The following is a 12,493-nucleotide window of genomic DNA, read 5'->3' on the forward strand; positions in this document are numbered from 1 at the left end:
GATCTACATCCGTGCTGCGCACTCCATGGGCGCCAGCTCCATGCGTACCTTTTTCAAGATCTACTTTCCGCTTTCCCTGCCAGGCGTCAGTGCAGGGGGGATTCTGGTCTTCATTCTCGCGGTTGGTTACTACATCACGCCTGCACTTGTGGGTGGCCGAACCGGCCAGATGATCAGCAACTTCATCGCTTATCACATGCAGACGTCCTTGAACTGGGGGCTGGCTTCGGCAATTGCCAGCCTGCTTCTGGTGGTGGTGCTGCTGATGTACTGGGTCTACGACCGATTCGTAGGCATTACCAATATGAAGTTGGGGTGAGCCATGAGCCTTCCAAATTACATCGGACCTTTCGAACGCTGCTGGTTTTTCACCGTGCGCGGATTTGCCCTGCTCGTGCTGATGTTTCTGGTGGTACCGATTCTAGTAATCATCCCGTTGTCCTTTAACGTCGAGCCGTATTTCAGCTTCACGTCGGACATGCTTCGTCTGAAACCGGAGGCATTTTCCTTACGCTGGTATCACCAGCTGATCAACGACCCGCTTTGGGTGCTGTCGATCAAGAACAGTTTCCTGGTGGCGTGTGGTGCAACAGTGATCGCTACCGCGCTCGGTACGCTCGCATCCATTGGGCTGAGCCGCGCTGACCTGCCGTACAAACGCCTGCTCACTGGCATTCTGATTTCGCCGATGATCGTCCCAGTGATTATTTCAGCCGCTGGCATGTACTTCTTTTACAGCAAATTGGGGATTGGCCAGAGCCTGCTCGCGCTGATCCTGTCGCACGCTGTGCTGGGTACACCTTTCGTGATTCTGACCGTCACCGCAACGCTCGTGGGGTTCGATCATTCACTGACCCGCGCCGCCGCCAGCATGGGCGCATCGGCAACCTATACGTTTTTCAACGTGACGTTTCCGCTCATTCGCCCCGGCATCATTTCAGGCGGGCTGTTCGCATTCATAACTTCGTTCGACGAGGCGGTGATCGTTCAGTTTTTGGGGGGAGTCGAGCAGCGCACCATCCCTCGTCAGATGTGGTCCGGAATGCGTGAGCAGATCAGTCCCACGATTCTCGCTGCTGCAACGTTGCTGATCATTTTGTCTGTCTTGCTGTTGCTGTCTATCGAAGTCCTGCGCCGTCGTTCGCTCCGCGTTCGTGGAATCACTAATTGATCTGAGATCTAGGGAAGCAGTTATGAAAAAGATGTTGATATGCGCGGTAACAAGCCTCGCGTGTGTGTCTGCGATGGCGCAAGAGAATCTGACGATTGTCACATACGGTGGCTCATTGGCGGCTGCCCAGACCAAGGCAGCGATCAAGCCATTCAGCGAGAAAACTGGAGTGAAAACCACGCTGGAGGATTACTCCGGTGGCATCGCTCAGCTCAAGGCTCAAGTCGATACCAAAAACGTCACCTGGGACGTCGTCGACATGGAATTACCGGATGCCGTTCGGGCGTGCAATGCGGGGCTGTTCGAACGTATCAACCCGAGCAAGGACCTGGAAGCGGGGACGGGCGGCGCCCCGGTTGACGTGGACTTCATCTCCGGCGCCGTCACCGACTGTGCGGTGGCAAACATCATTTGGTCGACGGCGGTCGCTTACAACGTCAACGCGTTCAAAGGTGAGCAGCCCGCAACGCTTAAGGATTTCTTCGACCTGAACAAATTCCCTGGCAAGCGTGGCTTGCGCAAGGCGCCTCAAGGCACGTTGGAGTGGGCACTGCTGGCCGATGGGGTGCCTCGTAATGAAGTGTATTCCACCTTGGAAACCGAGGCGGGTATCGAGCGGGCATTCGCCAAACTCGACTCGATCAAGAGTCAGGTGATCTGGTGGGAAGCAGGTGCCCAGCCGCCGCAGTTGCTTGCGGACGGCCAGGTCGTAATGACCTCGGCATGGAATGGACGTATCTGGACGGCTCAGACCCAAGAGAAGCAACCGTTCAAGATTATCTGGGACGGTCAGTTGTACGACATGGATGTGTGGGCTGTGCCGGCCGGCAGCAAGAACAAAGCGCGGGCCATGGAATTCCTCAAGTTCGCCACGAGCACCCCGGTGCTGGCTGAGCAAAGCAAATACATCGCCTATGGCCCGACGCGTAAATCGTCGCAAGCCCTGGTCAGCGAGGAGATGAAACCGCATCTGCCGACCTCCCCGGAAAACTTCAAGACAGCATTACAAATGAATGCCGAGTGGTGGGGTGACCATGCCGACGAACTCAATGAACGCTTCAATGCCTGGCTGACAAAGTAAACCTTTGCCGTTACAGCCTTCTCAGGAGTCCAGCGCCATGTCGACTTTGATTTACCTCGGGTTAGGGAGTAACCAGGACCGAGATCATCATTTGGGGCTGGCGTTGGATTTCCTGGCCGCATTGCTAGTGGATGTTCAGTGCTCCCCGGTCTATTCCTCTGCGGCTGCCGGCTGTGTGGGCGACGATTTTTTTAACCTTGTTCTGTCCGGACGCACTGAACTATCGCTGGGCCAGTTGAGTGATGTTCTAAAGCGTTTTGAGGCCAGATACGCGCGCGTGCTGGCTCCTCGAATCGTCTTACCGGTGGATATCGATATTTTGCTGTACGGGGATTTTGTGGGCGTTTATGAGCATGGGGTACTGCCAAGGTCGGATCTCATCGATAGACCTTACGTGATGATGCCGCTTGCTGTGCTCGCTCCGGAGGGAGTGCATCCCGTCACCGGTAAAACCTGGAAAACGACCTGGCTTGAGTTCGAGCGGGACATGCCTGCCGAGGAAATACCTGTCCTTGTAGCCAGCGACGGGCTGACCCTGGACAAGGGTAGAAAAACAGCTGGGGCGGATGATTTTGTGATGGCGCAAACGCTTAAATCACTACGTCTTCGACAAGGCCTTACACAGCGCAAACTCGCCGAAAAAGCACGGGTTACCCATAGCTCCATATCTGTCATAGAAAAGAATCAAGCAAGCCCCGGGGTTAACACGCTGGGCAAGATCCTGTCCGCGCTATCGACTTCACTGCCTGAGTTCTTTGCAGAGATTGAGCGAGGAGGTGCAGAAGTAAAACCCAAGAAGAGAATTCTGGAGTTCTGAACAAATAGGGTTGGAGTGGTTTTAATTCATCAAATCTGAGGTCGAAGACAATGAAAATGGTACCCAGACTGACAATGGCTGATGCTCAACACATCATGCAAGCTTGCCTTGCGAAAGCCAAGGAGCTGGCGGTTGATATGGACATCGCCATTACCGATGACGCCGGTCATCTGATCATGTTTCAGCGCATGGATAATGCGCGGATCACCAGTATCGACATTGCCATCAGCAAATCCTTCACTGCTGCCGCCGCACGTAAATCGACGCGCGCCTATGGCGACATCAGCGTGCCAGGCAAGCCGGCCTTCGGCATCAATACCAGCAACCAGGGACGCTTTTCCATTGTCGCCGGTGGGCTGCCGCTCTTCATGCAAGAGTTCATCGTGGGTGGGGTAGGGTGCAGTTCAGGTACTCCCGATCAGGATGAGATTGTGGCGCAAGCAGGCGTCAATGCCTTTATCGCCTATATCAGCTGACCAACTCAAACATTCAAAAGTCGTTCATCCGGCGCGTTCACGTTCGCTGTTTGAACCGTTTCTGCGCGCTGGATTTCCTGATTCGAACAAAAATAAAAGTTGAAGGAGAGATAAGCAATGTTCAGCCAGCAAGACCAAATCCAGGGCTACGATGACGAACTGCTGAGTGCGATTGACGCCGAAGAGCTCCGTCAGGAACAGCATATCGAGCTGATTGCTTCAGAAAACTACACCAGTCAGCGGGTGATGGAAGCCCAGGGCAGTGGGCTGACCAACAAGTATGCTGAAGGTTACCCAGGCAAGCGTTACTACGGCGGCTGCGAGCACGTCGACAAGGTTGAGCAGTTGGCGATCAACAGAGCCAAGGAATTGTTTGGTGCAGATTACGCCAACGTTCAGCCGCACTCCGGTAGTCAGGCTAATGCCGCTGTTTACCTGGCACTCCTCCAGCCGGGTGACACTGTATTGGGGATGAGCCTGGCTCACGGTGGACATTTGACTCATGGTGCCAAGGTCAGTTTCTCCGGTAAGCTCTACAACTCGGTGCAGTATGGTATCGATACCGTGACGGGGTTGATTGATTACGACGAGGTGGAACGACTGGCGGTCGAGCATCAACCGGAAATGATCATCGCCGGGTTCTCCGCTTACTCAAAAACCCTGGATTTCCCGCGCTTTCGCGCCATCGCTGATAAGGTCGGCGCCTACCTGTTCGTCGATATGGCCCACGTGGCCGGATTGGTGGCGRCCGGCCTGTATCCGAATCCGCTTCCCTACGCGCATGTAGTCACGACTACCACTCACAAGACGCTACGCGGTCCCCGTGGTGGTTTGATTCTTGCCAAAGGTAATGAAGACCTTGAGCGCAAACTCAACGCGGCAGTCTTTCCAGGCGGGCAGGGCGGCCCATTGATGCATGTGATCGCCGCGAAGGCTGTGTGCTTCAAGGAAGCGCTGGAGCCTGGATTCAAAGCGTATCAACAGCAGGTCATCAAAAACGCCAGGACGATGGCAAACGTATTCATCCACCGAGGTTACGATGTGGTTTCGGGTGGAACCGACAATCATCTGTTTCTGGTCAGTCTGATTCGTCAGCGTCTGACGGGTAAGGATGCCGATGCTGCGCTGGGCCGAGCAGGCATTACCGTGAACAAAAATGCGGTGCCGAACGACCCACAGTCGCCGTTTGTGACTTCCGGCCTGCGAATTGGTACTCCTGCGGTTACCACACGTGGATTCCAGGAGCCAGAATGCAGCGTCCTTGCCAGCTGGATCTGCGACATCCTCGACAAACTCGGTGATGCCGAGGTAGAGGTTCGTATCGCTCGCCACGTTTCAGAGCTGTGCGAACGCTTTCCGGTCTACAAAGCCTGATCATCCACCAGCGTTAGCTGCGGAACTAAGTATGCCGCTGGAGTGTTTTTGATCTGTTAAAGGTTGGCGTCGGCCCTTCCAGTTCGCACGCTGTCGGGCCGATGCGTGCAGCCGTGCGCTTTGCAGAAGGACTGAGGGACTGAGGGACTGAGGTTTGTTGGAGCAAGTGGAGAGTGTCCGGGTATGGCTATACGATTCTCTCGGCGCCAATCAGTCGATAAAAGGTCCCCTTTTTGGTGGTTAGGGCCAGGTACGTAATCCAGTGCTTGGCCTTGTGCTTTAATTTCTCTCAGTGGCTTGGCCTGAGAGCTGAGCCACTGCCCATGATGTGCACTCCCGGTATCCAGTACCCGCGAACTACATTAAGCACTGGGAAGGTTAGCGGTCCGTTATCGGCCAATCTTCGATGTCCCCTTTTGGCCGATTTCTGCCCGTCGCGAAGCACTACAAAGCGACCTCAAACGAACATGCTTTGCTCATGAAAGTCTTCAGTGCCCGCAGAAATTTTTTTGAATAAAAAAGGGCCTTTTAAGGGCCCTTTACAGTTAGAGAAAATCAGTAATTTCAAGGAGTTTTCACTTCCCATCAACAGGCCATTGATCGGTTAAAGCGCTGCCTCTGGATTACGCCCGAACACTCGGCTGTATTCGGCCTTTGCAGTCTGTTCGGTAAACTCCCCCGACCACTTTGAGACCACCACCGTCGCCACGCTATTGCCGATGGTGTTGCAGGTGGCGATGGCCATGAAGCGATACACCCCGAACAGCAATGCAAGTCCTTCCACTGGCAGCACGCCGACCCGCATGCCGGGTGGTGTGGCAGGGGTACGGTCTATGAAGACCGTCCCCTATGCCGATCTTGTGTGGAACGTAGGATTTATCGTCCTATGGTCGCTTCTGCAGTGCCACGGTTGAAAAAAACGCGGTCTCCAGTATCGAGACCGCGCTCACGCTTAATCGTCAGAATGCCATGCCCACTTCCGGCGGATTTTTGAAGATGCCATGGGCATGCCGCCGCATCGTTATATTCTGAGTGTGCGGCTGGAGCAGGCGCGCAAGCTGCTGAGCATGTCCAGCATGTCCAGCATGTCCAGCATGTCCAGCATGCCGATTGCCCGCATTGCCCAGGAGAGTGGGTTCAGCACCTGAGGGCCTGTTTTCGGGCTGCGCATGCGGTGACGCCAGCCAAGTATCGTACGGCCGTTGCTGCTGGCGCCGAGCGGTAAAGCACTCCTTGTCGAGTGCGGGGCGTTGCCAACTCGGCGTCTGCTGCACCTCAGAGATAGCCGGCCTTGCGGGCGTTGCCAAGCGTCACCTTCTGCAACAGGCGCCGCGAGATGCGCTTGAGGTGAAAGGCCAGGCTCGCATAAGGACCGCTGAGCACCAGGGTCTTACCGGTTTTCACGGCTTGTAGCACGTCGTTGGCCACGACATCCGGGGAGCATCCCTCGCGGGCGTAGTAGCTCTGCAGGCGCTGCAACTGCGCCGAGGTCATGCCCGGGGAAGTAGCGCTGCCGCTGGTGGTGATGGCAGTGTTGATCACCCCCGGACAGACGTCGGTGACCACTATCTCGCTACCGGCCAGTTCCATGCGCAGCACATCGCTGAGGCCGGCGACGGCCGCCTTGGAGGCCGCATAGGCTGCCATGGACGGCGCCGGGGCGAAGCTCGCCGTGGAGGAGACATTGACCACCTGGCGCGCGCCGCCGGCGGCCRGCATGTGCGGAATGAACAGGTGGCAGCCGTAGACCACGCCCATCAGGTTGACGTTGATCACCCGCTGCCAGTGGGCCAGGTCGCTGTCGAGGAACTTGCCGAGGTGGGCGATGCCGGCATTGTTGTAAAGCACGTCAGGTGCCCCCAGTTCGGCGATCACCTGCTCGCAGAAGCCCCGCATGGCCGCTTCGCTGCTGACGTCGACCGTGTAGATGTGGCATTGCACATCCAGCGCGTGGATTTCTTCCTGCAGGCTCCGCAGCGCGTCGAGCTGCAAGTCGCTGGCGATGATGTGGGCGCCCTCGCGGGCGAAGGCAATGGCGGACGCGCGGCCGATGCCGGAGGCCGCGCCAGTGATCAGGATCTGTTTGCCTTGCAGTTGTGCAATTGCCATGGGTAGCTCGCTGGTTGGAATGTCTGTTGGTGAGGTCTGTGGATCAGGCATTGATTGGCTTGATGGAAGGCGATTGGGTTCAGCTCTGCTCCCCGAGCACCGTCATCGCAAGTTCGTCGAGATCGAGCACCGCGTGACTGAGGTAGAACTCGGCGCCGCCCTGCGCGCGACCTTTATCCTGTTGCAATTCGGCGCGCACGAAGCGGTAGCTGGCCCTGATCTTGGCCAGCACCTCGGTGTGCGTGGAATGCTCGACCAGCAGGCCATCGAAACGCTGTTCGATGGCGCCGTCGAGGGCCTGCACCTGTGCAGGCGTCAGGGCAAATCCAGTCTTGTTCGGCAGCGGGTAGCGGCGCAGCTGGTAGTCCAGCAACAGGCCGGTGCCACCGGCTCATGTCACCGCCTCGGCGTTGCTCTTGGCAGGCGCGGCGCCATCCGCTGGAATCGGCTTCATCTGCGCCTGAGCCGGCAGCAGGAAGTGCGACAGCGCCGGGATCAGGATCAGCGCACCGAGCATGTTCCACAGGAACATGAAGGTCAGCAGGATGCCCATGTCGGCCTGGAACTTGATCGGCGACCAGGCCCAGCAGATCACCCCGGCCGCCAGGGTGATGCCGACCAGCCCCACCACCCGCCCGGTGAAGGCGACCGCGTTCTGGTAGGCGTCCGACAACGACATGCCATGGCGCTGGTAGTGCAGCTGCACGCTGAGCAGGTACAGCGCGTAGTCCACACCTATGCCCACGCCCAGGGCGATCACCGGCAGGGTGGCGACCTTGACGCCTATGCCCATCACCACCATCAGCGCCTCGCAGAGAATCGAGGTCAGCACCAGCGGCAGGAGCGCCACCAGCGTCGCGCGCCAGCTGCGGAAGGTGATCAGGCAGAACAGGATCACCGCCAGGTAGACGTACAGCAGCATGGTGCGGTTGGCTTCGCGCACCACGATGTTGGTCGCGGCCTCGATCCCGGCTGAGCCTGCGGCCAGCAGTAACTGGCGATCTTCGGTGCTGTTTTCCCGGGCGAACTTGTCGGCAATGGCCACCACCGCGTCCAGGGTTTCTGCCTTGTGATCCTTGAGAAAGGCGATCACCGGCATCAGCGAGCAGTCGGTGTTGAATAGCTCGGGGGCGTTGACCGAGGCTTGTTGCGCGGCGTAGTTGAGCATGTCCTGGTTGCGCTGGATGCTGTTGAGCTTGGGGTTGCCMTCGAAACTGCCGGCGGTGATCTGGCGCACGGCGTTGACCAGCGATACGGTGGTCTGCACCCCCGGATGCTGTTGCAGCTCCCAGGCCAGGCGATCGGCCAGGACCAGGGTCTGGTAGTTCAGGCAACCTTCCGGGGCGGTCTTGATCATCACCGCGAACATGTCGCTGGAAAGTGCGTAGTGGCTGGTGATGTAGGCATTGTCGCGGTTGTAGCGCGAGTCGGCGCGCAGCTCGGGCGCGCCGCTGTCGAGATCGCCGATCTGCAATTGAAGGCTGACCATGAAACCGCCGATGCCCATGAGCACGGCCACCAGCACGGTGCAGGTGGCCCACTTGCGCGTGGTGAAGCGGTCAAGCAGATCCCATAGCTTGCCGAAGCCACGGTGCTCGACGGCGCGGTTGTCGATCTTTAGCGCGCGGTCGGCGGCCTTGCGCCCGACGCCGACGTAGGACAGCGCCACCGGCATCATCAGCAGCGAGGTGAAGATCAGCACGGCCACGCCGATGCTGGCGGTAATGGCCAGGTCCTGGATCACCGGGATGTCGATCAACATCAGCACGGCGAAGCCCACGGCGTCCGCCAGCAGCGCGGTGACTCCGGCAATAAACAGGCGGCGGAAGGTATAGCGAGCGGCGATCAGCTTGTGGGTGCCGCGGGCGATGTCCTGCATGATGCCGTTCATCTTCTGCGCTGCATGGGACACGCCGATGGCAAATATCAGGAATGGCACCAGCACCGAGTAGGGATCGATGACATAGCCCAGCCAGGCGATTATGCCCAGCTGCCAGACCACGGCCATCAGTGAACAACCGACCACCAGCAGGGTACTGCGCACACAGCGGGTGTACAGGTAGATGATCAGCAGCGACGTGACCACGGCCAGGCCGAAGAACATCATGACTTGAATAAGGCCGTCGATCAGGTCGCCCATCAGCTTCGCGAAGCCGATCACCCTGATCTTGTACTTGCCCGTGCCCTCCTCACCCGACGCGCGCGCGGTGCTGTCCCCAGCGTACTCGATCTTGTCACGCAGGCGCTGCTCCAGCAGCTTGGAAAACTCGTGGTAATTCAGGCTCTTGCCGGTGGCCGAGTCCTTGTCCAGCAGCGGTACGACCAGCATGGTCGACTTGAAGTCGCTGGCCACCAGACTGCCGACTATGCCGGCGCGGTTGATGTTCTGCTGCAGCTGCTCGATGTCGCTCGCGCTACCCTTATAAGAGTCGGGCATCACCGGACCGCCCTGGAAGCCTTCTTCGGTCACCTCGGTCCAGCGTACCGCCGGGCTCCACAGCGACTTCATCCAGGCACGGTCGACGCCCTCGGTGAGGAACAGCTCGTCATTGACCTGCTTGAGCACGGCCAGGTACTCGAGGTCGAAGATGTCACCCTGGGTGTTCTCTACCACCACCCGGACCGAGTTGCCCAAACCCCGTAGCGAGGCGCGGTTCTCCAGGTAGTTCTGGATGTAAGGCTGGCTCTGGGGAATCATCTTCTCGAAGCTGGGGCGCAGTTCCAGGCGGGTCAGCGTCATATAGCCCAGCACCAGAGTGATTAGCGCCATGAACAGGATGAACGGCCCCCGGTGGTTGAAGACCAGTCGCTCCAGCCGATTGCCGGAGCGGGGGTCGAAGTCAGCCAGGTCGCGGATCACCGGCATGGTGTCTTGTTGGATTTTGCCCATGTAGGGATACTCGCTCGTATTCTTCTGGTTATTGGGCAGGCAGGCTGCGTACGCCGCGCGCACCAACCAGGATCAGCGCACCATTGGCGGCCTGGATCGCACCGGCGACCGGGGCCTGCTGCGCTTGCGGCAACAGGCGCAGCCGCGGCTGGCTGTCCTCGGCCAGCAACTGGTGGCCCGCCTGGGTGAACAGCCGATAGTGGCCCTGGGCATCGACCAGCGCGGCGGAAAAGCTGATCTGCAGATCGGAGGGGCGTGCCTGCCAGGTATAACCACCGTCACGGCTGTACAGAACATTCCCGCGCAAGCCATAAACCAGCACCTCCCCGGGTTTGCCGATAACGCCGAAGAAGCTGCCCTTGTAAGGCGTTTCCAGCGCGGTGAAACGTTCGAGAATGGCATCCCACTTGCGCAGCAGACCCTGTTCGCCCGCGATATAGAGCGCGTCGCCAGTGGCGGCGATGGCATTCAGGTGCAGGCCCTGGGGGTTGTCGGTGCGGTCCTGGAATGGCGTCCAGCTCTGCCCACCATCGGTGGTGCGCAGAATCAGGTTGAAGACGCCCACCGCGTAGCCGAGCTGCTCGTCGGCGAACCAGACGTCGAGGAAGGGCTTATCGGCACCCTCGTCGACCAGCCGCTGGCCGGCAGCGGCCAGAATGGCCCACTTTTCGTTGCCTGGCTCGGCGGCGGCCAGGGTGCTGTAGTGCTTGAGTACCAGCTCACCGATCTGGCGGCCATCGAGCTGCTTGCTCCAGGTCAGGCCGGCGTCGCTGCTGTGCAGGATCACGCCGTCATTGCCCACCGCCCAGCCGTGCTTGGCGGTTGGAAAATACACGGCATTCAGATCGGAGCTGACCGGCACGGCGGCCTGTTGCCAGGTCTTGCCGGCATCATCGGAATAGAGAATATGGCCACGCTGGCCAACGCTCACCAAACGTTCACCCGCACGGGTAACGTCCAGCAGGGAACTGCGCAGTGCCAAGGCACTCGCCTTGGCCGGCAGGTCCAGCACGTCGACATAGCTGGCAGCCTGAGCGACAGCCTGCTGTAGCGTCAACGTGGCGCACAGCACGAGCAGCACGCATTTGTTGAAAGAACACATAGTGCGTCCTCTTGGAAAAAGGTCTCCGAAAGGCATGGACATGCACTCCGGCGTAAAGTCTGCCCGGCGTTACCCGGGCAGGCGGAGTAGCTTCAGCGGATCCCCGCGCCGGCCAGCGACTCGGAAGACCACTGCGCGTTGGACAGTGGCTTGCTGTACTTGATGCCGCCGTACGGGCCGGTAAGGCCGCTAACGCTGTAGCTGCCACCGATCAGGTCATAGTTGACGTAGGGTGTGGCATCCGGGACCTGCTGGTCATAGCTCTGGCTGAGGAAGGCAAAGGCCCCCCGGTACAGCTGGCCGCGGGCGTCGTACTGGTCCGAAGCCAGGGCGATCCAGGTGTCCTCGTCCAGGTAGAAACGGCGCTTGTGGTAGATATGGCGGGCGCCCTCCTTGAGGGTGGCTTCGACCACCCAGACGCGATGCTTCTCCCAGCGCACGGAGCTTGGTTCCATGTGGTTGGCCGTGAGCAGCTTGTTGGCGTCGGTCGCATAGGTCACCCGGTAGGCGTTATAGGGCACGATCAGTTCCTGCTTGCCCACCAGCTTCCAGTCGTAGCGGTCCAGCGCACCAAGAAAGACGAAGGCGTCATCGTAAGTCGCCGCACCGGCGGAGCCCGGGTCGGGGGTATCGTAGGCCAGGCTCGGCGCCAGCTTGACCCGGCGCACGCCAGGCAGGTACTGCCAGGCGCGCCGCGGCTGGACCAGTGGGTTGACCGCGTCACGTAGCACGATCGCTTCGCCGGCACGGCGGGCCGGGCCGGTGTACATCAGCTTGATCTGATAGTAGGTATCCTGGGCTTGCATCGGCTTGTTCAGATCGTCGTATACCGCGTAGTTCACCCAGGCGTTGCCGGTGGCAGCCAGGCTGGGCTGGCCACTGCTGTCGACAAACCAGTTGTCGAACTTGCTGGAGATGTTCATGCCCTGGTAGCGCAGCAGGTGGTTCCACATGGCCTCGGCGCCGGACTGCGGGATCGGGAAGGGGGTGCCCGGCAGCGCGTTCTCGATGGCGTTGCCACCTTCCGTGGACTTGGTCGTGACGGCGTTCTTCAGGATGTTGTCCAACACACCCTTGGGGATGGAAGCACTGCGATGGGTCGGGTAGACCTCCATACGGAAGCCGGGATAACGCTTGGCCAGTTCGACGGACACGGCAGTCAACTGGTCTTTGTACTGCTCGACGTTCTTGCCGTCGATCACCAGCAGCGGCTTCTCGTTGGCGAACGGATCGGGACGCATGCTTTCGCCGGGCTTGTAGCTGGCCGGCGGGGTAGTCAGACCGCCCTCGTAGGCCGGGATGGAGCCGTCGGCGTTGCCGGCCTTTTCCGCGCCGATCAGCGTCAGCTCGGCGCCGAGCTTGGCGGCTTCTGCAGTGGAGACGGCCGCTTGGGCCGGACCTGCGAGGGTCAGCGCCAGGGAGGCGGCCAGAAGCGTATGCACGAATTTCATCTTGTTGTTCTCCTGCTTAGTA

General features: G+C 59.4%; 11 protein-coding genes and 3 pseudogenes. 8 read left to right on the plus strand and 6 right to left on the minus strand.

Translation table 11 applies throughout. From position 1 onward, the window contains the following. The 7 genes and pseudogenes from AC1DVH_RS07260 to AC1DVH_RS07290 all read left to right on the plus strand — a co-directional run. Positions 1-319: ABC transporter permease subunit (locus AC1DVH_RS07260; protein WP_477753213.1), on the plus strand; the 319-nt coding region annotated here is incomplete at its 5' end. Positions 320-322: 3 nt separating this feature from the next. Further along, positions 323-1,171 (plus strand): ABC transporter permease, encoded by an 849-nt coding sequence (locus tag AC1DVH_RS07265; protein WP_477753214.1) that lies wholly within the window; start codon positions 323-325, stop codon positions 1,169-1,171. A 73-nt stretch (positions 1,172-1,244) separates the two neighbouring features. Beyond that, entirely contained in the window at positions 1,245-2,252 is a 1,008-nt protein-coding gene (locus AC1DVH_RS07270; RefSeq protein ID WP_256594895.1) for an ABC transporter substrate-binding protein, read from the plus strand. Between the two features lie 37 nt (positions 2,253-2,289). Beyond that, positions 2,290-3,069 (plus strand): 2-amino-4-hydroxy-6-hydroxymethyldihydropteridine diphosphokinase, encoded by a 780-nt coding sequence (folK, locus tag AC1DVH_RS07275; protein WP_477753215.1) that lies wholly within the window; start codon positions 2,290-2,292, stop codon positions 3,067-3,069. A 74-nt stretch (positions 3,070-3,143) separates the two neighbouring features. After that, positions 3,144-3,545, plus strand: coding sequence for a GlcG/HbpS family heme-binding protein (locus AC1DVH_RS07280; RefSeq protein ID WP_432783427.1), 402 nt, complete (start codon positions 3,144-3,146; stop codon positions 3,543-3,545). Between the two features lie 117 nt (positions 3,546-3,662). Next, positions 3,663-4,919, plus strand: a complete 1,257-nt coding sequence (gene glyA, locus AC1DVH_RS07285; protein ID WP_477753216.1) for a serine hydroxymethyltransferase — start codon at positions 3,663-3,665, stop codon at positions 4,917-4,919. A gap of 53 nt (positions 4,920-4,972) precedes the next feature. Further along, positions 4,973-5,056: pseudogene (locus AC1DVH_RS07290) on the plus strand (serine dehydratase beta chain); the annotation flags it as partial. A 467-nt stretch (positions 5,057-5,523) separates the two neighbouring features. Here AC1DVH_RS07290 and AC1DVH_RS07295 read toward each other — a convergent pair. After that, positions 5,524-5,718: pseudogene (locus tag AC1DVH_RS07295) on the minus strand (dicarboxylate/amino acid:cation symporter); the annotation flags it as partial. 184 nt (positions 5,719-5,902) lie between these two features. Between AC1DVH_RS07295 and AC1DVH_RS07300 the strand changes: the two are divergent. Further along, positions 5,903-6,067 (plus strand): annotated as a pseudogene (locus tag AC1DVH_RS07300) (helix-turn-helix domain-containing protein); the annotation flags it as partial. A gap of 127 nt (positions 6,068-6,194) precedes the next feature. On the opposite strand, the gene AC1DVH_RS07305 reads toward AC1DVH_RS07300, so the two are convergent. The 5 genes from AC1DVH_RS07305 to AC1DVH_RS07325 all read right to left on the minus strand — a co-directional run bounded on the left by AC1DVH_RS07305 (position 6,195) and on the right by AC1DVH_RS07325 (position 12,471). After that, positions 6,195-7,028 (minus strand): SDR family NAD(P)-dependent oxidoreductase, encoded by an 834-nt coding sequence (locus tag AC1DVH_RS07305; RefSeq protein WP_477753217.1) that lies wholly within the window; start codon positions 7,026-7,028, stop codon positions 6,195-6,197. Positions 7,029-7,107: 79 nt separating this feature from the next. Then, on the minus strand, positions 7,108-7,401 hold the full coding sequence (locus AC1DVH_RS07310) for a hypothetical protein (protein WP_477753218.1): 294 nt from the start codon (positions 7,399-7,401) through the stop codon (positions 7,108-7,110). A gap of 18 nt (positions 7,402-7,419) precedes the next feature. After that, positions 7,420-9,918, minus strand: a complete 2,499-nt coding sequence (locus tag AC1DVH_RS07315) for an efflux RND transporter permease subunit (protein WP_477753219.1) — start codon at positions 9,916-9,918, stop codon at positions 7,420-7,422. A 28-nt stretch (positions 9,919-9,946) separates the two neighbouring features. Then, on the minus strand, positions 9,947-11,020 hold the full coding sequence (locus AC1DVH_RS07320) for a WD40/YVTN/BNR-like repeat-containing protein (RefSeq protein ID WP_477753220.1): 1,074 nt from the start codon (positions 11,018-11,020) through the stop codon (positions 9,947-9,949). A gap of 92 nt (positions 11,021-11,112) precedes the next feature. Continuing rightward, positions 11,113-12,471 carry a DUF1329 domain-containing protein gene (locus tag AC1DVH_RS07325; protein ID WP_477753221.1) on the minus strand — a complete coding sequence of 453 codons (1,359 nt, stop codon included), beginning with the start codon at positions 12,469-12,471 and terminating at the stop codon, positions 11,113-11,115. Between the last annotated feature and the right edge of the window lie 22 nt (positions 12,472-12,493).

This window comes from Pseudomonas sp. P4_C3, from assembly GCF_056402075.1.